Source organism: Serratia sp. (in: enterobacteria), assembly GCF_052400455.1.
Lineage (GTDB): Bacteria > Pseudomonadota > Gammaproteobacteria > Enterobacterales > Enterobacteriaceae > Serratia > Serratia ureilytica.
Map to the genome: position 1 here is coordinate 3,886,271 of NZ_CP185812.1, position 23,518 is coordinate 3,909,788.

Genomic DNA, 23,518 nt, shown 5'->3' on the forward strand with positions numbered 1-23,518 from the left:
CACAAATAAATGTCGAACGGCCCGCCTCTGCCGGCGATATTTGTGACGAAAGTTGTAAGCCGAAGTAAAAGCCGCGCGTTAACCCTGCCGGCACAAAGCCTTTTGCTATGCTTAGGCATAATCGCAACCTTTTATGCCGGAAGGTGATATGAGCCTGGACACCTCTCCCGTGCCTGAGCTCTCCGGACAACAACGGCGCTGCCATCTGCTGCTGATGCTGTACACGCCGGAGCCCGAGTTACAGCTGGAGACCCTCAGCCGAATCAATGGCGTCGCCCCCCCGATAACCCGGCAAGATATAGCCGAGGTGGCCAGTGAAATCCAGCGTTTCCACCATCTGGAGATCACCGTCGATCCCGACCATGGCTACCGATTGAGGGGCAGCGCGCTCAACCAACGCCTGTGCCTGCTCCATTGGCTAAGGCGCACCCTGCGCTGCAGCCCGCGGTTCGTCGAAGACGATTTCGCCCCGCGCCTGCGGCAAGCGCTGGCGGCCGATGCCGAGTTGACATCGCTGTTGGCCCAGGCGCTCGACGCCTGCGAGCCGCTGCTCAATCGTCACTTTGACGCGCGCGACCGCCAATTCCTGCAGCATTATCTGCTCTACTGCGCCTGGCAAAACCGCCTGCAGCAACACCCGCGTTTCGACGCCGTTCAGCGCGACTGGCTGCGGCAAAAACCGGAGCAGCAAGCCGCCGTCTGGCTGCATCAGACCTGCAACCGGCTGTTTAACCAGCCGCCGCACGCGGACGAGCGCGATTTCCTGGCGCTGACCTTCACCCTGTTGAAAAGCCACAGCTACCACAGCAACGACTCGGCGCATGAGCAGCGGTTGATGACGGCGATCGACAGCATGGTCGAGCGGTTCCAGCAGCTGTCCGGCATGGCTTTCAGCAGCAAGGCGGAGCTGGTCAGCCAGCTGTTCGCCCATCTGGCGCCGGCGCTGGAGCGCTGCCGTTTCGCCATCGGCATCGACAATATGCTGCTGGAAGAAGTGGTGCGCAAATACCCGCGGCTGATGCGCACCACGCAGGAAGCGTTGAAACCGCTGGAGCAGGAGTACGGCGTGCATTTTTCCAACGAGGAGGCGGGCCTGGTGGCCATCAGCTTCGGCGCCTGGCTGATGCAGGACAACGCGCTGCAGGAAAAACAGGTGCTGCTGCTGACGCTGGATAACCCGCAGTTGGAAGAGGAAGTGGAATATCAGATCCGCGAGCTCACGCTGCTGCCGCTGAACATCAAGTATCTGCCGCTGAGCGACTATCTGTGCGGCGGAGCACCGCAGGGCGTCACGCTGGTGATCACCCCCTACGCGGCGGTGCACAGCGCTCCGCACCCGCCGCTGATCTATACCGAACTGCCGCTGGAAAACCGCCAGCGCCAGGCCATCCGCGCGCTGCTGGAAGCCCCTTAATCACCGGCTGACGCTGACCGCCGGCGGCCGGATGAACAAGGCCGGCACCGCGACCGCCGCCATCACCCAGAACACCCCGCCCTGCCAATGTTCGAACAGGAACCCGGCAATGACCGTCATGACGGCGATACCGCCGCCCATCGCCAGCGCCGAATACACCGCCTGCAGTTGGATCACCTCTTGCCCCTGGCGCGCGGCGATAAAGCGCATCGCCGCCAGATGGCACACGGTGAAGGTGCCGCAGTGCAGGATTTGGATCAGCAGCAGCCAACCCAGCTCGGTGCTGTAGGCCATCAGGCTCCAGCGCAACACGCCGCAACAGGCGGAAAGCAGCAGCAGGTTGCGCGCATTCCAGCGGCGGAACAGCACGTTGCTGCTGGCGAAAATAATCACTTCCGCCACCACGCCCAGCGACCACAGATAACCGATGGTCGAGGCCGAATAGCCCGCCTCCTGCCAGTAAATGGAGCCGAAGCTGTAGTAGCCGGCGTGCGCGCCCTGCAGCAGCGTGACGCACAGCAGGAAGCGCCACACCGGCCCTTCTTTCAACAGCGCCCACAGCGAACGCTCGGCCCCGCCGTGCGTGCGCGCTTCGCCCTGCGGCATCACGCTCGGCTTCAGCAGCATGCCCAGCAGCATCGCCAGCACGCTGAGGATCAGGCTGTAGAGAATGGCGTTATGGCCCCACACCGCCACCAGTTGCCCGGTCAGCGCCGAGCCGATGACGAACGCCAGCGAGCCCCACAGCCGCACCCGGCCATAGTCCATGCGGATCTGCTTTTGCCAGGTGGCGGCCAGCGCGTCGGTCAGCGGCACCAGCGGCGAGAAGAACAGGTTGAACCCCGCTATCACCAGCATCAGCCAGCCCCAGCCGTTGCCGAAGCAGAAGCCAACCGCGAAAGCCAGGGTCAGCAGCGCCAGCAGGCGCAGCGCGGAAACCAGATGAGAGGGATCTTTAACGCGAGGAGCAATCAGTAAACTGCCGAGGAAGCGGGCCACCAAACCGGCGCCGAGCAATATGCCGATGGTTTCGGGCGCGATGCCCTCGCCTTTCAGCCACACGCCCCAAAACGGTAAGAAAATGCCGTAGGAAAAAAGTAGGTGAAATAACTGAGCGCGAGCCAACGCGTGGATTGCAGAACCATGATCCCTCCGGAGTGAGGGCAATACTTTGACAGAGCTCACACCTGCCCGCAATCTTCATTCCACGTCAATGCGTTAGAGTGCCAGACAGCTCACAGTTTGCCGCGAGCGGCCACAAAAAAACCCGCCGCAGCGGGTTTTTTCAGGCAAAAGCGGGATTATGCGTAAACCGGCAGGCGGGCGCAGATATCCAGCACTTTCTTCTTGGTGCGTTCGATGGTGGCTTCATCGTTGATGTTGTCCAGCACATCACAGATCCAACCGGCCAGTTCGCGCACGTCGGCTTCTTTGAAGCCGCGACGGGTCACGGCCGGGGTGCCGATACGCACGCCGGAGGTGACGAACGGGCTCTTCGGATCGTTCGGCACGCTGTTTTTGTTGACGGTGATGTTGGCGCGGCCCAGGGCAGCGTCCGCTTCTTTACCGGTCAGGTTTTTGTCGACCAGATCCAGCAGGAACAGGTGGTTATGGGTGCCGCCGGAGACCACTTTGTAGCCGCGCTGCAGGAACACGTCCACCATCGCCTTGGCGTTGACCGCCACTTGCTGCTGGTAAACCTTGAACTCAGGCTCCATCGCTTCTTTCAGCGCCACCGCCTTGCCGGCGATCACGTGCATCAGCGGGCCGCCCTGGCCGCCAGGGAACACGGCGGAGTTCAGCTTTTTGTACAGCTCTTCGTCGCCGCCCTTCGCCAGGATCAGGCCGCCGCGCGGGCCCGCCAGGGTTTTGTGGGTGGTGGTGGTGACGATGTGCGCGTGCGGTACCGGGTTCGGGTACACGCCGGCGGCGATCAGGCCGGCCACGTGCGCCATGTCGACGAACAGATAAGCGCCGATGCTGTCGGCGATTTCGCGCATTTTGGCCCAGTCAACCACGCCAGAGTAAGCGGAGAAGCCGCCGATGATCATTTTCGGCTTGTGGGTTTGCGCCTGTTTGGCCAGATCGTCATAGTCGATTTGACCTTTGTCGTCGATGCCGTAAGGCACCACGTTATACAGTTTGCCGGACAGGTTAACCGGGGAACCGTGGGTCAGGTGGCCGCCGTGCGCCAGGTTCATGCCCAGAATGGTGTCACCCGGCTGCAGCAGCGCGGTGTAAACGGCGAAGTTAGCCTGGGAGCCGGAGTGCGGCTGCACGTTGGCGTAATCGGCGCCGAACAATTCTTTGGCGCGGTCGATAGCCAGCTGCTCAACGATATCCACGTATTCGCAGCCGCCGTAGTAACGCTTGCCCGGATAGCCTTCAGCGTATTTGTTGGTCAGCTGGGAACCCTGAGCCTGCATCACGCGCGGGCTGGTGTAGTTCTCAGACGCGATCAGCTCGATGTGCTCTTCCTGACGCACCACTTCCTGCTCCATGGCACGCCACAGTTCCGCATCGTAATCGGCAATGTTCATTTCACGCTTTAACATCCGGCATCTCCTGACTTAAATCAGCTAACTAAAAAATCACCAAATAACTACCCGTTTGGGTTCTGGGCCACAGTGTAAACCGTTTCGCCCCACCGAAGATAGGTCTTGACAGAGGTTTTTACGCAAACGATTGGCATAAGGCGGCGCAAGGCTTTGATCCGCTAAACGCCGCCGTTTATCAACGGACATTTCCTCATGCGAACGATGCGCTTTTTTCATGTTCTGTGAGCGCGATCGACGCCGGAAGAACACCGCAACGAAAACAAGGGTATTTACAAGCGGCGTGGAACTCAATAAGATGCATTTAAAATGCATCATTAAAATTCTCGTCAAGATCCCAACCCAAGGAGCGCTCCCATGCTGGATAGCCAAACCATCGCCACCGTTAAATCCACCCTTCCCCTGCTGGCTGCGACCGGGCCGAAGCTGACCGCCCACTTTTACGATCGCATGTTCGCGCACAACCCGGAATTGAAAGACATTTTCAATATGAGCAATCAGCGCAACGGCGATCAGCGTCAGGCGTTGTTCGACGCCATCTGCGCCTATGCCGCCAACATCGAGAACCTGGCGGCGCTGCTGCCGGCGGTGGAGCGCATCGCGCAGAAGCACACCAGCTTCAATATCCAGCCGGAACAATACCAAATCGTCGGCGGCCACCTGCTGGCGACGCTGGACGAAATGTTCAGCCCGGGTCAGGAAGTGTTGGACGCCTGGGGCAAAGCTTACGGCGTGCTGGCCAACGTGTTTATCCAGCGTGAAGAGCAGATTTATCAGCAGAGCGAAACCGACAACGGCGGCTGGCGCGATCTGCGCGCATTCCGCATCCTGAAGAAACAGCCGCAGAGCGACGTGATCTGCAGCTTCGTGCTGGCGCCGGTGGACGGCGGCCGGGTGGCGGACTTCAAACCGGGGCAATACCTGGCGGTCTACATCAAGCACGACAGCCTGGAGCATCAGGAAATTCGCCAGTACTCGCTGACCACCTCGCCAAACGGCGAGTTCTACCGCATCGCGGTGAAGCGTGAAGATCAGGGGAAAGTGTCCAACTACCTACACCGGCAGGCGCAGGAAGGCGACGTGATCGACATCGCCCCGCCGCACGGCGACTTCTTCCTCGACGTGGCGCCGACCACGCCGGTGGCGCTGATCTCCGCCGGCGTCGGCCAAACCCCGATGCTCGGCATGCTCAACAGCCTGCACGACAATCAACACCAGGCGCCGGTCCACTGGCTGCACGCGGCGGAAAACGGCAGCGTGCATGCCTTTGCCGAGGAAGTAGCGGGTATTGCCGGGCGCATGCCGAATCTTAGCCGCCATGTGTGGTACCGCGAGCCGGGCGCCGATGACGTGGAAGGCCGCGACTACCACAGCCGCGGATTGATGGATTTGAGCGCGCTGCGCGGCAGCCTGGCCGATCCGCAAATGCACTATTACTTCTGTGGCCCGGTGGCCTTCATGCAGTTCGTGGGCAAACAGCTGCTGGAGATGGGCGTAGAGGCCGAACGCATCCACTACGAATGCTTCGGCCCGCATAAGGTGCTGTAATGCTTGCGGAGCGCGGCCGTCAGACCGCGCTCCCTCTTCATTTCGCCTGCAGTTGGCGCGCGTCCTGCACCTGCTGCACCGTTACCGGCGCCGCCTGGTTGCCCCAGCTTCCCCGCAGATAGCTCATCAGGTCGGCCGCCTGCCGATCGTTCAACGCCCAGCCGTAAGCCGGCATCCCGAGCGCCATCGCCTGCTGCGTGATCGGGGTATGCGCCCCTTCCAGCACCACCCGCAGCGCGGTCAGCGGATTGTCCGCCGTTACCGTGGCGTTGCCCGCCAGCGCCGGGATGGTGAAGTCGGTGCCCTCTCCCTTATTGCCGTGGCAGGTCGAGCAGTACATCGCATAGGTCGCCTTGCCGCTCGGGTTATCCGCCTGCGCAGCCTTCGAGGCGGCCCCGGCGACGGGGTCCGGCGCCAGGCTGCGCAGGTACACCGCGATGGCGTTCAGATCGCCGTCGCTGAGGTACTGCGTGCTGTGGGCCACCACCTCGCTCATCGGCCCGGCGACCGCCGCATGGCGGCTGCGGCCGGTTTTCAGCAGCGCCGTCACCTCTTCCGGCGGCAGGCCGCGCAGGTTGGAAGCGTACCAGCCGTCCAGCTCGGCGCCGCTCAGGAACACCGGTTCCTTACCGTCCAGCCCCTTCTCCTGCATCGCCCAACCGCGCGGCGTATGGCAGCTGCCGCAGTGGCCCGCGCCCTGCACCAGGTAGGCGCCGCGGTTCCACTCGGCACTTTGCTGCGGATCGGCCTGATACGGCTGGTCGTCGTGGAACAGCTGGTTCCACACCGCCAGCGGCCAGCGCATCGACAGCGGCCAGCTGATGTCGCTGGCGCGGTTGGCGACGTTCTGCGCCGGCACCTCGTTCATCAGATAGTCATACAGCGCGCGCATGTCTTCCGCGCTCATTTTGGCGTACGAGGTGTACGGCATCGCCGGATAAAGCCGGTGACCGTCTTTGGCGATCCCCTGACGCATGGCGCGATCGAACTCTTCGAACGAGTAAACGCCGATGCCGTGCAGCTTGTCCGGCGTGATGTTGGTGGCGTAGATAGCCCCGAGCGGCGTCGGGAACTTCATGCCGCCCGCCAATTCGGCGCCGCCCGGTGCGGTATGGCAGGCGGTACAGTCACCGGCTTTGGCGACGTATTCCCCGGCCGACATCGCCTGGGCCGAGCCGCCGGCGGCCAGCAGGCTCAACAGGTACAGCGAACGCAGACTCATGCTCCCTCCTTGGCGGCAACCTTGCCGTAGGCCAGTTCGTTCACCGCGCGCCACGCCTGATCGATCGCCGAGTTGGCGTACGGGCTCCAGTCGGCATCGGAGTTGGCGATAGCGATCTTGCCGATCGGCTGCCGCGCCGTTTCGATGATTTTCTTGGCTTCGTCTTCGTCGTCAAACAGCCCGTTGAGGAAGTAGGAGTAACCGTGCGACCAGCGGTTGACGGTGATCGCCTGAATGTCGCGCTGATGATCGAAACCGGCCTCGCCCAGCATGCCCTGCAGCTGTTCGCGGATCATCTGTTCGTGCACTTCAAACGGCGTGCCCAGCAGCAGCGCGCGCCCTTTGCGCGACTGTTCGCGCGTGCTGAGGCCGCTGCCCGGCAGCGTCGGCACATACACCATATGCAGGCCGATCGGCCGATCCGGATCGCGCGGGTGCTGATAGCCGCCCATGCTCACCGGATAGTCCAGCTTCACGCGGCTGTACGGCGCGGCCGGCGAATAAACCTCGTGCACACCCAGCTTGATGAACGGCTGCCAGTTGCGGATCACCACCTTGCTGTACACCAGCGGCGCCTTGACGTTCTGCTTCAGCGCCTCCTGCTGCTCGTGCGACATCTCCGGCACCAGATACGGGATCATCATGTTGTAGCCGGCCATCACCACCTGCCCGGCGCGCACTTTGGTCATCTTCTCGCCAGTCATGTAGGTGACTTCCACCTTGTCGCCGACGTTGGCCGCGTGCAGACCTGTGCTGTTCAAACGCAGCTTCACCGGCCATTCCGGTCGATCGAGCTGGCTGTAGTCGAATTTGGCCAGCACCACGTCGTTCATGTCCTTGCCGGCCGGCGCCACCGCCGGGATCAGCTGGCGCACCATCAGGCGCGCCAGCGTGGCGTTGCCGTCCGGGAAGTGGAACACGTAAGGATCGTCGAGATCCGCCTGCGACTCTTCGTCCAGCGGCGGCAGATTCATGCCGTCAAGGCCCGGCAGATCGCAGATGCGCGCATCGCTGCACGATGTGCCGTCAATACCCACCGCCTGGAAGTCGTTGGTGGTCTGCTGGAAATAGCGGATCGCCAATTCGCTCAGGCCCACTTTTTCACGCAGGAACTGGGTATAGCTGTGGGTATCGAGCCACTCGACCTTCTGCTCCAGCGTCATCTCCGGCAGATAATCCTTCTCCACCGTGTGCAGCGCGATCAGCGCCTGGCGATCGCTTTCCGGCAGCGGGAAATCGCCGATGAACGCTTCATAAGAGCGGCCGTTGAGCCGATCGCGCGGAATGTCGTCCGCCACCGTGCGCCCCGGATCGCCGCTCACCACCTTGTCGACACCGAAGTTCTTGCGATCGAAGTAAACGCCGCGGCTCAGGTTCAGATCCGGGTAGAAGGTGGTGTCGAAAGCCTGTTCCAGTTGGTCGATATCGACGCCGAGCTTGCGCAGCAGCCCCATCGCCACCGGGCTGAAGTTGGAGCGCGGCGACTGCAGCGATTCGCTGCCGCCGTAGCCGAGCAGCATGCCGTCGTTGCTGTTGAACTCGTTGCGCTTGGCGTGGCCGCCGAAGTCGTCGTGGTTGTCGATCAAAAGAATGCGCTGCCGCTCGCCTTTCAGTTGCTGCCAGAAACAGGCGGCCGCCAGCCCGCTGATGCCGGCGCCGACCACCACCAGATCGAACTCTTCAACGGCGGGTACGCTGCCGAAATCAAAGGTTTTGCCGTCGCGCCCCAACTGGTGCGCATGCTCGAACGAGCCCGGATGGTTGCCCCGCAACCCGGTCAGCGCCGGCGGATAGTACAGGGTTTGATTGGCGGTTTGCGGCGACGCGCGCAAGATTTGCAGCGGCGTCAACCCGGCGGCGATGGTGATCGCCACTCCGTTGAGAAAATCGCGTCTGGTGATACCCATATAGGCTTCCTTTCAATTTTTATTATCATCAGCCGGCCGGAGCCGGCTCGAAGGCCGCGCTATTGTGCGGATAATTACTGTAAAATCAATGTTTGAACATCACATGACGAATGGCCGTGTAATCCTCCAGCCCGTACATCGACATATCCTTGCCGTAGCCGGACAATTTCTGGCCGCCGTGCGGCATTTCGCTCACCAGCATGAAGTGGGTGTTCACCCAGGTGCAGCCGTATTGCAGGCGGGCGCTTAAGCGATGCGCGCGGCCCACGTCGCGGGTCCACACGGACGACGCCAGCCCGTAATTGGATTCGTTCGCCCAGGCCAGCACCTGCTCTTCGTCGTCGAACGGCGTCACCGTCACCACCGGGCCGAACACTTCGCGCTGCACGATCTCATCGTCCTGGCGCGCGCCCGCCAACAGCGTCGGCTGGAAGTAGTAGCCCGGCCCTTTCACCTTCTCGCCGCCGGTCACCACCTGTACGTGCGGCAACGCTTTGGCTCGCTCGACAAAACCGGCCACCCGCTCCAGATGCTGGGCGGTAATCAACGGCCCCAGCTCGGTGCTCTCGTCGTCCGGCGCGCCGATCTTCAGGCTGGCCACCGCCTCGCCCAACCGCTTGACCAGCTCGGGATAAATGCTTTTCTGCGCGTAGATGCGGCAAGCGGCGGTGCAATCCTGCCCGGCGTTGTAGAAGCCGAAACCGCGAATGCCGTCGACCACCTGCTGCAGATCGGCATCGTCAAACACCAGCACCGGCGCCTTGCCGCCCAGCTCCATATGAGTGCGCTTAATGCCGGCGGCGGTGTGGGCGATAATGTGCTCGCCGGTGGCGATCGACCCGGTCAGCGACACCATGCGCACCTTGTCATGCCCGGTCAGCCGATCGCCCACGCCGGCGCCGCGCCCGAACAGCACGTTGAGCACGCCCGGCGGGAACAGCCCGGCGGCCAGTTCGGCCAGTTTGAAAGTGGTCAGCGGCGTCTGCTCAGAAGGCTTGATCACCACGCAGTTGCCCGCCGCCAACGCCGGCGCCAGTTTCCAGGCCGCCATCATCAGCGGGTAGTTCCACGGCGCGATCGAGGCCACCACGCCGAGCGGATCGCGGCGGATCATCGAAGTGTGCCCGGCCAGATACTCGCCGGCGGCCATGCCGGTCAGGCAGCGGCTGGCCCCGGCGAAGAAGCGAAACACGTCGGCCACCGCCGGCAGTTCGTCATTCAATACGCAGTGATAAGGCTTGCCGCAGTTGAGCGACTCCAGCCTGGCGAAGGTCTCGGCATGCTCGTCGATCAGATCCGCCAGCTTGAGCAGATGCTCGGCGCGCTCCTTCGGCGTGGTTTGCCCCCAGGCGGCGAACGCGGCGTCCGCCGCCAGCACCGCGCGATCGACCTGCTCCGGGCTGGCCTCCGCCACCTGCGCGATCACTTCGCCGGTCGCCGGGTTATACACCGGCTGGGTCGCGCCCTGGCCATTCACCAGTTGGCCGTCAATCAACAGTTGGCTTTGCATAGGGTTATCCTTTTGTCAGAGGTCGGGTAAGGAAATTATTTGCCGCTGCCGGCGACGCTTTCTCCACCTTTGGTCAGGTAGTAAGCGCCGAGGATCGGCAGCATGGTCAATAGCATCACCGACAGCGCCACCACGTTGGTGATTGGCACGTCGCGCGGGCGGCCGAGCTGGTTCAGCAGCCACAGCGGCAGCGTGCGCTCGTGGCCGGCGGTAAAGGTGGTCACGATGATTTCGTCGAACGACAGCGCGAACGCCAGCATGCCCCCGGCCAGCAGCGCCGAGCCGAGGTTCGGCAAGATCACGTAACGGAAGGTTTGCCAGCCGTCGGCGCCGAGATCCATCGACGCTTCGATCAGGCTGTACGAGGTGCGGCGGAACCGGGCGATGACGTTGTTGAACACGATCACCACGCAGAACGTTGCATGGCCGACGACGATGGTCAGGATGCCGGGCTCGATGTTCAGCGCCTTGAACGCCGCCAGCAGCGCCAGGCCGGTGACGATCCCCGGCAGCGCAATCGGCAGCAGCAACAGCAGCGAAATGCTGTCCTTGCCGAAGAAATCGCGCCGATACAGCGCCGCCGCCGCCAGGGTGCCGAGCACCAGCGCGATGGCGGTCGCCAGGCAGGCGATCTGCGCCGACAGCAACACCGCATCGATAATGTCCTGCCGCCCGGCGGCGACGTTGAACCAGTGCAGCGTGAAGCCCTTCGGCGGGAAGCTGAAGGCCGCGTCCTCGGTGTTGAAGGCGTAGATGGCGATGATCGCCAACGGGAAATGCAGGAAGACAAGTCCGCCCCAGGCGGCCAGCTTCAGCCCTAAGGGCGCGCGTTCAGAGTGCATCGAAAGCCCCCAGACGTTTGACGATGGAAAGATAGATGGCGATCAGGACGATCGGCACCAGCGTAAAGGCCGCGGCCATCGGCATATTGCCGATCGCGCCCTGCTGGGCGTACACCATGCTGCCGATGAAATAACCCGGCGGCCCCACCAGCTGCGGCACGATAAAGTCGCCCAGTGTCAGCGAGAAGGTGAAGATCGACCCGGCGGCGATGCCCGGCACCGCCAGCGGCAAAATGACGTGACGGAAGGTCTGCGCCGGCCGGGCGCCCAGATCCGCCGAAGCGTGCAGCAGCGAGGGCGGCAGGCGCTCCAGCGCCGCCTGGATCGGCAGGATCATGAACGGCAGCCAGATATAGACGAACACCAGAAAACGCCCCAGCCCCGAGGTCGACAGCGTGTTGCCACCGACGCCGGGCACCGTCAGCAACGAAGCCAACAGCGGCTCCAGCCCCAGGTGCTGCAGGAACCACTGCGCCACGCCGTCTTTCGCCAGCAGCAAAGTCCAGGCATAGGCTTTGACGATATAGCTGGCCCACATCGGCATCATCACGGCGATGTAAAAGAACGCCTTGACGCGGCCGCTGGTGTAACGCGCCATGTAATAGGCGATGGGGAACGCCAGCGCCGCGCTGGCCAGCGACACCAGCACCGCCATGGTCAGCGTGCGCAGGATAATGTCGTAGTTGGCCGGGTTGAACAGCGCCGCCAGGTTGGCGAAGGTCAGATCCGGCGTCACCGCCATGGTGAAATCGTCGAAGGTGTAAAATCCTTGCCACAGCAGCGTCAGCAGCGAACCGAGGTACACCGCGCCGAACCACAGCAGCGGCGGCACCAGCAGCAAAAGCAGATACAGCGTCGGCCGGCGATAAAGCCAGGTCGACAGCGCGCGCACGGTGCCGCCGCGCGTCGAGGGGGAATCGATGCTCATGTCCATCTCACCTCTCCTCCAGCAGCGGCACCATCGCCGCGCGCGGCCAGCAGGCGACGATCGGCTGGCCGATCTGCCGCTGTTGCCCTTCGGCGATCCACTGCGGATTGGCCTGGCTGACCAACAGCTTTTCGCCGCCGTTCAGCGCGATTTCATAGCGTGTGGCCGCGCCCTGGTAATGGATTTCCTGCAGCGTGCCCTGCACCTGGATCTCGTCCTGCGCCGCGCCGCCTTGCTCCAGCAGGCGGATATGTTCCGGCCGGATCGAGAAGGTTCGGCTTTCGCCGAGCAGGCGCTGCGCCAGCTCGCTGCGCACCACGTTGGAGGTGCCGACGAACTCGGCGACGAACGGCGTCTTCGGCCGCATGTAAAGTTCGCGCGGCGTATCCACCTGTTCGATGCGGCCGTTATTGAACACCGCCACCCGATCGGACATCGACAGCGCTTCGCTTTGATCGTGGGTGACGAAAATAAAGGTGATGCCCAGCTGACGCTGCAGCTTCTTCAGCTCGCCCTGCATCTGCTCGCGCAGCTTGAGATCCAGCGCGCCGAGCGGCTCGTCCAGCAGCAGCACCCGCGGCCGATTGACCAGCGCGCGCGCCAACGCCACGCGCTGACGCTGGCCGCCCGACAGGTGCGCCGGTTTGCGTTCGGCAACGAAACCGAGCGCCACGCTCTCCAGCGCCTCTTGCGCCCGCGCCAGCCGCTCGCGTTTGGCGACGCCCTTCACCATCAGGCCGTAGGCGACGTTTTCCAGCACCGACATGTGCGGGAACAGCGCGTAATCCTGAAACACGGTGTTCACGTCGCGCTGGTACGGCGGCAGGTTGGCGGCTTCCTGACCGTGAATGCGAATCGAGCCGGAAGTCAGCTGTTCAAAGCCGGCGATCAGGCGCAGGCAGGTGGTTTTGCCCGAGCCGGACGGCCCGAGCATGGAGAAGAATTCCCCGTCCTGAATATCGATGGATACCCGATCCACGGCGCGAACATCGCCGAAAGTCCGCGAAACATCGATGAATTGCACGGCAATGGTCATTTTCTGTGCTCCATACGGATGTGATTCGGGCGCAGCGGGCTGCGCCCCGCGGCTTAGCGGCCGCCCATGATGGCGATGTAGTCCTGGGTCCAGCGGCTGTACGGCACGAACTTGCCGCCCTGCGCCTGAGGCGTTTTCCAGAAGGCGATTTTGTCGAACTGATTGAAGCCGTTGGTTTCGCAGCCCTTCTCACCCAGCAGCGCGCTGGCCTTGCAGCCCGCCGGCGAAGCCGGCACCGACCCGAACCAAGCCGCCACGTCGCCCTGCACCTTCGGCTCCAGCGACCAGTTCATCCACTGGTAGGCGCAGCTCGGGTGTTTGGCGTCGCTGTGCAACATGGTGGTATCCGCCCAGCCGGTCACGCCCTCTTTTGGGAACACGGTGGCGATCGGCTGCCCCTCGCCCTTCAGGGCGTTGGCCTGATACGGCCAGGCGCTGGAAGCCACCACGCCTTCGTTTTTAAAGTCGCTCATCTGCACCGAGGTATCGTGCCAGTAGCGGTGGATCAGCGCGTGCTGGCTGCGCAGCAGCTTCAGCGCCGCCTGATACTGCTCTTCGTTGAGCTGGTAAGGATCGCTGATGCCGAGCTGCGGCTGGGTGGCCTTCAGGAACAGCGCCGCGTCGGCGATGTAGATCGGGCCGTCGTAAGCCTGCACCCGCCCCTGGTTGCTCTTGCCATCCGGCAGGTTCTGCTGCTGGAAGATCACCGCCCAGCTGTCCGGCGGCGTCGGGAAGGTTTTGGTGTTGTACATCAGCAGGTTTGGCCCCCACTGGTACGGCGTGCCGTAGGTTTTGCCGTCCACGGTATACCAGGCGCCGTTCAGCAGGCGCGGATCGATGTTCTTCCAGTTCGGGATCAGCGCGGTGTTGATCGGCTGTACCCGCTTGCCGAAGATCAGGCGCAGCGAGCCGTCGCCGGAGGCGGTCACCAGATCGTAGCCGCCTTTGGCCATCAGGCTGACCATTTCATCGGAGGTGGCGGCGGTCTTCACGTTCACCGCACAGCCGGTTTGCTTCTCAAACTGGGTGACCCAGTCGTAGTTTTTGTCGGACTGGCCGCGTTCGATGTAGCCGGGCCAGGCGATGATATCCAGCCGGCCTTCGCCTTTGCCCAGCGACTGCGGCAGATCGGCCGCCTGAGCCAGGCCGCACAGCACGGTGAGACAGAGCGCGGAGACGGTGGTGGTGACTGCGGTAGTTTTTCTCATCGTAATTACCCCTGTGTTGCGTATCTGTGTGCGGCAGGGAACGGCTGCCGCCCGATTTTGCTTTATAGAACCGCTAGAAGCTGGCTTTGAACTTCGCCATTACGTGCCTGACAACGCTGTAATCCTGCAGCGAATCGCTGGACAGATCCTTGCCGTAGCCGGAGCGTTTCAGGCCGCCGTGCGGCATTTCGCTCGCCAAGGTGAAATGGGTGTTGATCCAGGTGCTGCCGTACTGCAGATGGGCGGCAATGTGCAGCGCCCGATCGATATTTTGCGTCCACACCGACGAAGCCAGCCCGTATTCCGAGTCGTTGGCCCACTCGACCGCCTGCGCCAGATGCTCGAAGCGCGTGACGCTGACCACCGGGCCAAACACCTCGCGCTGCACGATCTCGTCGCTTTGCAGGCAGCCCGCCAGCAGGGTCGGCTGATAGTAGAATCCCGGCCCGGAGTGCGCCGCGGCGCCGGTGATCAATTCGATATGCGGTTGGCTGAGCGCCCGCTCGACAAAGCTGGCGACGCGATCGCGCTGGCGGCTGCTTATCAACGGGCCGATCTCGTTGTCCTGATCGCGCTTGCGGGCGAAGCGCAGGCTGGCGACCGCCTCGCCCAGCGCGTCCACCAGTTTGGGATAGATGCCGGCCTGCGCGTAGATGCGGCAGGCGGCGGTGCAGTCCTGGCCGGCGTTGTAATAGCCATAGGTGCGAATGCCGTTGACCACTTCGTCAAGATCGGCGTCGTCGCAGACGATCACCGGCGCCTTGCCCCCCAGCTCCAGATGGGTGCGCTTGACGCTTTTGGCCGCCGCCTGAAGAATTTTTTGCCCGGTGACGATATCGCCGGTGACCGACACCAGCCGCACCTGCGGGTGCCCCACCAGCTGGCTGCCGACCCCTTCACCGCCGCCGTAGACGATGTTCAGCACGCCCGGCGGCAGGATCTCCTGCAGCGCCGGCACCAGCGCCAAAATAGTCAGCGGCGTGTGCTCGGACGGTTTGAATACCACGGTATTGCCCGCCGCCAACGCCGGCGCGATTTTCCACGCCGCCATCATCAGCGGATAGTTCCAGGGGGCGATCGAGGCGACTACGCCGATCGGATCGCGGCGGATCATCGAGGTGTGGCCCGGCACATACTCACCGGCCAGTTGCCCTTGTTGCGTACGCACCGCGCCGGCGAAGAAGCGGAACACGTCGACCGCCGCCGGCAGATCGTCATTGAGCGCCTGATGCAGCGGCTTGCCGCAGTTGAGGGCTTCCAGCTGCGCCAGCTGCGGCGCCTGCCGCTCGATGGCGTCGGCGATGCGCAGCAACAGCGTGGCGCGCTGGGCCGGCGTAGTGCGCGACCAATGGCCGAACGCCTGCTGCGCGGCTTTTACCGCGCTGCCGACCTGCGCCGAAGAGGCTTCGGTCAGGGCGATCAGCGTCTCGCCGTTGGCCGGATTGACGATGCATTCCTGCTGGCCTTCGCCGTCGATAAGCTGGCCGTTAATGAACTGCTGACAGGACAAACCTGAGAGAACCTGCACATCCGCCATCGCCTGACGCCCCTAAGTGACAAAAACGTTAACCAAATGTGAATAAGTTAGTTTTAATCAGCCTAAGCGAGCCTCTGGCGAGCAACAAATTCTAAATACTGAACGCCGCGTTCGATTAAATCGAATGCTTAAGCCCGGCGGCGTGTTTGCTGCCGTTCTCGCGCGCGATGGTGAGGAACGGCGTCACCAGCTCCGGCCGCGCGCTGCCGCGCCGCCATGCCAGCCCGATATCCAGCGGCTCCAGCAGATCGTCCAGCTTGCGCGCCTCGATCATATTGCCCTCCAGCGACCAGGCGCGGTACGCCATGTCCGGCTGGATGGAGACCCCCATCCCCGCCGCCACCAGACTGCGCACCGCCTCGGTCGAGGCGGTCTTCATGGCGATCTCCGGCTTCAGCCCGGCGCGCGCCCAGATGCGCCGCGCGTGCACGTCCATCTCATCGGCGTTGAGCTGGATCAGCGGCTGTTTGGCCACGTCCGCCAGGCTGATGCTCTCGTGCTCCAGCAGCGGGTGCAGCGGCGGCAGCCACAGGCGATACGGCGAGTGCATCAGCACCTCGGTCTGCAGCGCGTCGCGGTCCTCGATGTTCGACAAGATCAGCACGCCGATGTCGATCTCGCCGCTGACCAGCAGATGCTCGATGTACGGGCGTTCGTCTTCAACCACCTGCACGGTGACGTTGGGATAGGCCGATTTAAAGCGCGTGAGCAGTTCCACCAGGAAGTAGCCCGCCACCAGACTGGTGACGCCGATGGTCAGCTTGCCGGTCAGGCTTTCGGTGCCGATCTGCAGGCTGCGCTTGGCGTTGTCCACCGTCGCCAGGATCAGATACGACTGGCGTAGAAACTGATGCCCCTGATGGGTCAGCGTCATGCCCTTGGCGTGGCGCTCGAACAACCGCACGCCGATCTCGGTCTCCAGCTGCTGGATAGCGAGCGTCAGCGAAGACTGGGAGACAAACACCGCCTGGGCGCCGGCGGAGATCGACCCGGTTTCCGCCACGGCGATAAAGTGGCGGATTTGGCGTAACGTCATCATGGGGGTGATTCCTCAAGCAAAAACATTGCGTTGAGTGTAGACGCCGGCCGTGAAGCGATCGGGAAAAGTATCAAAAACGCTATAGCGTTCGCTTTTTTAGAATGCCGACAGGCAAAAATGGGGGGAACAATGAGGCGAAGAAGTGCGATGTGCGGGGGGACAGAAATGACAAGGGCGCAGCAAGCTGCGCCCTGATGACCGATGATCCTGCGGAGGATCAGATCGCTTCTTCGTCCTGCTCGCCGGTACGGATGCGCACCACGCGCGCCACGTCGAAGACGAAGATCTTGCCGTCGCCGATCTTGCCGGTCTGCGCCGTCTGCATGATGGTTTCTACGCAGGTGTCGACGATGTCGTCGGCAACCACGATCTCTATCTTCACCTTCGGCAGAAAGTCGACCATGTACTCGGCGCCGCGGTACAGCTCGGTGTGGCCCTTCTGGCGGCCGAAGCCTTTCACTTCGGTGACCGTCATGCCGGTGATGCCCACTTCGGCCAGCGCTTCGCGGACGTCATCCAGTTTGAACGGCTTGATAATCGCGTCGATCTTTTTCATCTTCTTTCCTTATTACCAATTTTTGCGGCCAAAACCGGATGTGATGGGATAACGGCGGTCTTTGCCGAAGTTACGGGCGGTGATGCGCGGCCCGACGGCGGCCTGACGCCGCTTGTATTCGTTGATGTCCACCAGGCGGATCACCTTGCGCACGATCGCTTCGTCGAAGCCTTCGGCCACCAGATCGGCGACCGACTTGTCGCGCTCAACGTAGCCTTCCAGGATCGCATCCAGGATATCGTACGGCGGCAGGCTGTCCTGATCGACCTGATCCGGCGCCAGCTCGGCGGACGGCGGACGATCGATCACCCGCTGCGGGATCACGTAGGAGACGGTGTTGCGGTATTCGGACAGCTTGAACACCAGCGTTTTCGGCACGTCCTTCAGCACGTCGAAACCGCCGGCCATATCGCCGTACAGCGTAGCGTAACCGACCGCCATTTCGCTCTTGTTGCCGGTGGTCAGCACGATGCTGCGGCGTTTGTTGGACAGCGCCATCAGCACCACCCCGCGGCAACGCGCCTGCAGGTTCTCTTCGGTGGTGTCGCGCTCGGTGCCGGCGAACATCGGCGACAGCTGGCCCATAAAGGCATCGAACATCGGCTCGATGGAGACGATATCGAACTCCACGCCGAGGATTTCCGCCTCTTCCTTGGCGTCGGCGATGCTGATATCCGCGGTATAGCGGAACGGCATCATCAGCGCCTGCACCTTGTCTTTACCTAACGCATCCACGGCGATCGCCAGCGTCAGCGCCGAGTCGATGCCGCCGGACAGCCCCAGCACCGCGCCTTTGAAACCGTTCTTGGTCACGTAGTCGCGCACCGCCAACACCAGCGCCTGATACACCTGCGCCAGCTGCGGCAGTTCGGCGGCCGGATCGGCCATCGGCACCACGTCCAGCTCGTTGAATGCCAGGCGAGTGACCTGCTCGTCGAAGGCCGCCAGACGGTGGGTCATGGTGCCGGCGGCGTCGAAGACCTTGGAGCAGCCGTCGAAGATCAGCTCATCCTGGCCGCCGACCTGGTTGAGGTACACCAGCGGCAGCTGGGTGCGCTGGCAGTGGCCGGCCATCAGCGTTTTGCGGATATACGGTTTTTCGCGGTTATACGGCGAAGCGTTGATCGACAGGATAATCTCCGCGCCGGCGGCCTTGGCGGCGTCGATCGGCTCCGGGAACCACAGATCTTCGCAAATCAGCAGCCCCAGACGGTAGCCTTTCAGTTCCACCACGCAGGTGTCGTTGCCGGCGTGGAAATAGCGCTTCTCATCGAACACGCCGTAGTTCGGCAACTGCTGCTTGAAGTAGCGGGTCAGCAGGCGGCCTTCGGCAAACAGCGACAGCGCGTTGTACAGCTTGTCGCCTTCGCGCCACGGGTGGCCGACCAGGATCGCCGTCTCGGCGGAAGCCTGCTGCAGGCGCAGCAGCTGCGCATCACAGCGCTGATAGAAATCATTGCGGTACAGCAGGTCTTCCGGCGGGTAGCCGGACAGCGCCAGTTCGGTGAACATGACCAGATCGGCTCCCGCCTTCTGCTGCTCCTGCACGATTTGCAACATGCGTTCGGTGTTGCCTTCAATGTCGCCGACCAGCAGGTTCAGCTGGGCCAGGGCGATGGAAAGTGATCTGCTCATTTGTGTACGATCCCGCTTAATACGTTCCATGGTGCTCTACGCCGGGGCGCGCCGCGGCAAAGAGAACGGAGTGTAAATCATTCCGCCGGATTTGTTGAGAACCTGCGTGGCAGGCGCCGGCGGGAATCTGTCATTCTTTAAAATCGTTGGCGTCCAGCTCGTGGCGCGACAGCAATTTGTAAAACTCGGTGCGGTTGCGGCCCGCCATGCGCGCGGCCTGGGTCACGTTGCCCTTGGTGATCTGCAGCAGTTTGCGCAGATAGTGCAACTCAAACTGGTTGCGCGCTTCGGCGAAAGTCGGCAGCGCGGTGTTTTCCCCTTCCAGCGCCTGTTCCACTAGCGCCTCGCTGATCACCGGCGCCGAAGTCAGCGCCACGCACTGCTCGATGACGTTGACCAACTGACGCACGTTGCCCGGCCAGCTGGCGGTCATCAGCCGCTTCATGGCGTCGGTCGAGAAGCTGCGCACGAACGGCTTGTGCCGCTGAGCCGCTTCGCGCAACAGGTGATTGGCCAGCAGCGGAATGTCTTCGGCGCGCTCGTTGAGCGCCGGGATCTTCAGATTCACCACGTTGAGGCGATAGTAGAGATCTTCGCGGAACTCGTTCTTCGCCATCGCCTTTTGCAGATCGCGGTGGGTGGCGGAGATAATGCGCACGTCGATGTCCAGATCGCGGTTGCTGCCCAGCGGCCGCACCTTGCGCTCCTGCAGCACGCGCAGCAGTTTCACCTGCAGCGACAGCGGCATGTCGCCTATCTCGTCGAGGAACAGCGTGCCGCCCGCCGCCGCCTGGAACAGCCCTTCGCGGCTGCTGACCGCGCCGGTGAAGGCGCCCTTGGCGTGGCCGAACAGTTCGGACTCCAGCAGTTGCTCCGGCAGCGCCCCGCAGTTGATGGCGATGAACGCCTTGCCGGCGCGCGGGCTGGCGGCGTGGATCGCCTGCGCCAACACCTCTTTACCGGTGCCGCTCTGGCCGTTGATCAACACGCTGACGTCGGACTGGGCCACCATTTTCACCTGCTCCAGCAGCCGCAGCATCAACGGGCTGCGGGTGACGATGTCTTCGCGCCAGGCGTCGTCACCCGCGGGGGAGGCCGACAGCGACAGCGCCTCGTCGATGGCCTTATAGAGCGCATCGCGATCCACCGGTTTGGTGAGGAAGCTGAACACCCCCTGCTGGGTGGCGGCCACCGCATCGGGAATCGAACCGTGCGCGGTAAGAATGATCACCGGCATGCCCGGCTGATGTTTTTGGATTTCGGCGAACAGCGCCATGCCGTCCATCTCATCCATGCGCAGATCGCTGATCACCAGATCGATCTGTTCGCGCGCCAACAGGCGCAGCGCTTCCTGGCCGCTTTCGGCGGTGGTGACGTGAAAACCTTCGCTGGTCAGGCGCATGCCCAGCAGCTTCAGCAGGCTGGGATCGTCGTCAACCAATAACAGGTTGGCCGGTTTGCGTGCGGTCATTGCGCGTGGGACTCCTTATTGGCGGGGTGCGGCGTATAGGTGTCTTCCGGTTCAACCGGCAGCGCGGTGCCTTTTTCCGGTTCGTCCTGCGTTTCAGCGCCTTTGGCGGCCGCGCCGCTTTTACCGGCGGCGTCGCCCTTCTGCTGGCCCGCGCCGTTTTCCGGGATTTCTCCTTGCAGCTGCTTGCGCGATGAGAGCTGGCGCTCGATATCGGTCAGGTTTTCCAGCTTGCGCGAGGTGTCCTGCAGCTGCGACTGCAGGCGCGCCTGATTCTGGCGCAGCGAATCGATCTGGCTGTCGCTGCTCTCCTGCAGATGCTGATAGCGCGCTTTCTCATCGAACAACGTGATCTGCAGCATCTGCTGCTGGCGCCACAGCTGCGTCAACGGACGCAGCGAACCGGGGAACTCCATCCGGTAACTGTTGATCCTGTCGAGCATCTGGCGACGTTCACCGGAGGTCGGCTGTGCGCTCCCCAGCAGGATGCTCTGTTTGAAAACGCCGGACCAGCTGTCACCCGGCACCGTTTTCGCCAGCGCACGCGCCTGGGTCGAGCCGATGCGATCGGCACAGTCCATCGCGCGCAGCCAGTAGAGCGCGTTATCCAGCGCGTCCTTGTCGTCCAATTGCCACAGGGTATCGCAAGCCGCGGTGCGGTAATCGATCACCTTGGTATCCGGGATCGCCTCTTGCTGCTGAGGGTTCAATCCGCCGCTGACGGCACGATCGACGCAGCCCGCCAGCAACAGCGGCATAAAGAAAACGGCGCCCAGCCAGGTGATCGGGCGTTTGCCGAGCGGCGCTCTGTGCGTGGCACGCGGTGAACGTTCGGTCTGTGAAAGACGAAGGCGTTTAGACCATGTGTACATTATTTATTCATTCTCGGCGGTTAACGGCAGTTCAATGCGGAAGCAGACGTCTGCACCGGCGACCGTCGCCAGTTGCAGCTCACCGCGCATGCGACGGATACAGTCCTGAGCGATGCTCAACCCCAGTCCGCTTCCTTTTACCGCCCCTTTTCGCTGGTGACTACCCTGGAAAAAAGGCTCGAAAATCATGGCTCTTTCAGCCTCGGGGATCGGCGTGCCGGTATTGGCGACGTCGATTTGCACCCGTTGTCCAACCTGACGGCTGCGGATCCAAATGTTACCGGATTCCTTGCCGTAGTGCACCGCATTGGAGTAGAGATTATCCAGCACGCGCATTAATAGCGTAGGCTCTGCCCAGCAGATTTCCGCTTCCAGCGCGATTTCGGTGGAAATCATCTTCGCCCGCGCCGGCAAACTGTGCGCGGCGACCACCAAATCGACCATCTCGCGCAGCTCGACGTTCTCGTGCTCCGCCGGGCCATCGGCCAGTTTGCGGTTGTAATCCAGCAGTTGTTCAATCAGCTGCTGCAGGTGGCGGCTGCTGTTGTCGAGGATCGTCACCACCTCTTTCTGGTCGGAAGTCAGCGGCCCCGCCACCTCGTCGGCCAGCAGTTCGGTGCCTTCGCGCATGCTGGCCAGCGGCGTTTTCAATTCGTGCGAGATATGGCGCAGGAACTCGTGGCGCTGCGACTCCAGCCACGCCAGCCGTTCGCTCAGCCAGATGATGCGCTGCGCCAGCGAACGCAGCTCGCGCGGCCCTTTGAACGATGCGGTGCTGCCCAACGCGCGCCCTTCCCCCAGGCGGTTGATCATCCGCTCCACGGCCTTGACCGGCCCGATGATCATGCGGGTGAACAGCACCACCAGCAGCACGCTGACCAGGAACAGCAGCAGCGCCTGCCAGCCGAAGAACTGGCCGCGCTCGGCGATGGCCTGCTGCAGCTGCTGACCGCGCGAGAACACCACCGCGCGCGTGGCCTGCACCATTTCGGCATTGGAGCGCGAGAACGACTCGAGCAAGGCGGAGGCTTCTTGGTCCGGCCCGCTGTTATGGCACTTGATCGCCGCCAGCTGGGTCAGCAACTGACGCAGCGTTTGGTAGTAGCGCTCGTCCGGCAAGATCGGCGCGTGGGCGTCCAGCATCTGCGAATACTGCTTGCGCTGATTTTGGTACAGCTTCTGCAGCGTGGGCTCAACCAGCACGCAGTACTGACGATAGCTGCGCTCCATCTCCAGCGCCACGCTGGTCATCGCCTCGCTGCGCCGCGCGTCCACCAGCGTGGTGCGGTTGATGTCCGCCGCCTGCGCGCTCAGGTGATCCAGACTCTGGTAGGCCTGATAGGCCAGCACCAACAGCGGCAGCAGCACCAACAGGAACGCCAGCAGCACCAATTGCCGCAGCGAACGTGGGAATAAACGCCATTTTTTCAACGAAATCATCTCATTCTCTCAGGCCTGTCACGATGCTAACTGACTCGCCGGAAAGAGAAAAGCCCGGCAAGGGAGAATCCTGAACGCACAAGGAAAAAGCCGCGGGATCGGTGAACCGCGCCGATAAGGTTGGCCTGCCGACGGCATGCGGCCCCGGTAACAAAAACCGGTACGAAAGCGAGAGTGTGGGAATAGCGTCTGCGTTCGAGGGCATAGGCAACGAAACAGGAGTAAGCGCAGCGTTGAGAATTGACGCCGGGGCAATAAGCTTGCCCCGCCGCAAGGAAAGTGTGGATGCCCTTGAACCTCGTCCCCAGGGTGATGTAGCGCAGCGGCTGGCATCGAACAGGACGAATAGCATCCGTAAGTATCCAGGATTGATGAACCCTTCATCACAGTTGGATACAGGCGGTGCCTCACTCCACGTGTCGCCCGATGCTTGATAAAGCCGCTTGCGCGGTCTGTTATCGGTTTGGTTGGACGATAGGCACCATTTCTTTGGCATCATTCGGAGGCTTATGAGGCGATTTGCCGTCTAATTACGGCGCCGTCATAAAAAGGTGAATGAGCAACCGCAGAGAATAATGCACGTTACGTGCCAACTTTGCAATTAAATTAATAACAAATTGATTTTACTAAAAAATAAATAAAATCCTGCCGTTTGATTCGCCGATCCCGCGCCGAGCAATGATGAAATAAACGCCGCTCTGTCGCCAAATGCCGACAACTAAAGTCAAACCTGTTTACCGATAATAAAATCAATGGGTTAAATGTCTCCATTTAGCGACAAGCAAACCAGCGCTTGTCGCA

Annotated in this window: 17 protein-coding genes and 1 pseudogene; 2 read left to right on the top strand and 16 right to left on the bottom strand. The window is 62.4% G+C overall.

Annotation, left to right across the window (positions count from 1 at the left end):
* The first annotated feature begins 148 nt into the window (after positions 1–148).
* The gene (gene csiE, locus ACORQT_RS18845; RefSeq protein WP_164057283.1) at positions 149–1,414 is read left to right on the top strand and encodes a stationary phase inducible protein CsiE; all 1,266 of its coding nucleotides are present in this window, start codon (positions 149–151) and stop codon (positions 1,412–1,414) included.
* On the opposite strand, the pseudogene ACORQT_RS18850 reads toward csiE, so the two are convergent.
* Positions 1,415–2,559 (bottom strand): annotated as a pseudogene (locus ACORQT_RS18850) (3-phenylpropionate MFS transporter).
* A gap of 156 nt (positions 2,560–2,715) precedes the next feature.
* Positions 2,716–3,969: a serine hydroxymethyltransferase gene (gene glyA, locus ACORQT_RS18855; protein WP_025303922.1), complete on the bottom strand. Its 1,254-nt coding sequence runs from the start codon at positions 3,967–3,969 to the stop codon at positions 2,716–2,718.
* A 357-nt stretch (positions 3,970–4,326) separates the two neighbouring features.
* Between glyA and hmpA the strand changes: the two genes are divergently transcribed.
* Positions 4,327–5,517 (top strand): NO-inducible flavohemoprotein, encoded by a 1,191-nt coding sequence (gene hmpA / locus ACORQT_RS18860; RefSeq protein WP_164057286.1) that lies wholly within the window; start codon positions 4,327–4,329, stop codon positions 5,515–5,517.
* 37 nt (positions 5,518–5,554) lie between these two features.
* Here the strand turns inward: hmpA and ACORQT_RS18865 are convergent, their stop codons facing one another.
* From ACORQT_RS18865 to ACORQT_RS18930, 14 genes are all read right to left on the bottom strand, one after another.
* On the bottom strand, positions 5,555–6,739 hold the full coding sequence (locus ACORQT_RS18865; protein ID WP_164057287.1) for a c-type cytochrome: 1,185 nt from the start codon (positions 6,737–6,739) through the stop codon (positions 5,555–5,557).
* Positions 6,736–8,646, bottom strand: a complete 1,911-nt coding sequence (locus tag ACORQT_RS18870) for an NAD(P)-binding protein (RefSeq protein ID WP_164057288.1) — start codon at positions 8,644–8,646, stop codon at positions 6,736–6,738. The genes ACORQT_RS18865 and ACORQT_RS18870 overlap by 4 nt, the downstream gene beginning before the upstream one ends.
* Before the next feature lie 85 nt (positions 8,647–8,731).
* Positions 8,732–10,156: an aminobutyraldehyde dehydrogenase gene (gene patD / locus ACORQT_RS18875; RefSeq protein WP_033651578.1), complete on the bottom strand. Its 1,425-nt coding sequence runs from the start codon at positions 10,154–10,156 to the stop codon at positions 8,732–8,734.
* A 35-nt stretch (positions 10,157–10,191) separates the two neighbouring features.
* Positions 10,192–10,998, bottom strand: a complete 807-nt coding sequence (locus ACORQT_RS18880; protein ID WP_016929774.1) for an ABC transporter permease — start codon at positions 10,996–10,998, stop codon at positions 10,192–10,194.
* Positions 10,988–11,932: an ABC transporter permease gene (locus tag ACORQT_RS18885; RefSeq protein ID WP_047025585.1), complete on the bottom strand. Its 945-nt coding sequence runs from the start codon at positions 11,930–11,932 to the stop codon at positions 10,988–10,990. The genes ACORQT_RS18880 and ACORQT_RS18885 overlap by 11 nt, the downstream gene beginning before the upstream one ends.
* A 1-nt stretch (position 11,933) precedes the next feature.
* A complete protein-coding gene (locus ACORQT_RS18890) occupies positions 11,934–12,962 on the bottom strand; it encodes an ABC transporter ATP-binding protein (RefSeq protein ID WP_015378790.1) in 1,029 nt (342 codons plus the stop codon).
* Positions 12,963–13,015: 53 nt separating this feature from the next.
* Positions 13,016–14,170, bottom strand: coding sequence for a putative ABC transporter substrate-binding protein YdcS (gene ydcS, locus ACORQT_RS18895; RefSeq protein ID WP_444859262.1), 1,155 nt, complete (start codon positions 14,168–14,170; stop codon positions 13,016–13,018).
* A 73-nt stretch (positions 14,171–14,243) separates the two neighbouring features.
* Positions 14,244–15,707, bottom strand: a complete 1,464-nt coding sequence (locus tag ACORQT_RS18900; protein WP_042785220.1) for a gamma-aminobutyraldehyde dehydrogenase — start codon at positions 15,705–15,707, stop codon at positions 14,244–14,246.
* 115 nt (positions 15,708–15,822) lie between these two features.
* The gene (locus ACORQT_RS18905) at positions 15,823–16,746 is read right to left on the bottom strand and encodes a LysR substrate-binding domain-containing protein (protein WP_033644109.1); all 924 of its coding nucleotides are present in this window, start codon (positions 16,744–16,746) and stop codon (positions 15,823–15,825) included.
* Positions 16,747–16,963: 217 nt separating this feature from the next.
* Positions 16,964–17,302, bottom strand: coding sequence for a nitrogen regulatory protein P-II (gene glnB / locus ACORQT_RS18910; RefSeq protein WP_004847623.1), 339 nt, complete (start codon positions 17,300–17,302; stop codon positions 16,964–16,966).
* A gap of 12 nt (positions 17,303–17,314) precedes the next feature.
* Positions 17,315–18,937 carry an NAD+ synthase gene (locus tag ACORQT_RS18915; RefSeq protein ID WP_042785221.1) on the bottom strand — a complete coding sequence of 541 codons (1,623 nt, stop codon included), beginning with the start codon at positions 18,935–18,937 and terminating at the stop codon, positions 17,315–17,317.
* Between the two features lie 130 nt (positions 18,938–19,067).
* Entirely contained in the window at positions 19,068–20,408 is a 1,341-nt protein-coding gene (gene glrR, locus ACORQT_RS18920; protein ID WP_033644111.1) for a two-component system response regulator GlrR, read from the bottom strand.
* A complete protein-coding gene (gene qseG / locus ACORQT_RS18925; protein ID WP_164057289.1) occupies positions 20,405–21,277 on the bottom strand; it encodes a two-component system QseEF-associated lipoprotein QseG in 873 nt (290 codons plus the stop codon). Before qseG ends, glrR begins: the two co-directional genes overlap by 4 nt.
* Before the next feature lie 3 nt (positions 21,278–21,280).
* A complete protein-coding gene (locus ACORQT_RS18930; RefSeq protein WP_033644112.1) occupies positions 21,281–22,717 on the bottom strand; it encodes a sensor histidine kinase in 1,437 nt (478 codons plus the stop codon).
* Between the last annotated feature and the right edge of the window lie 801 nt (positions 22,718–23,518).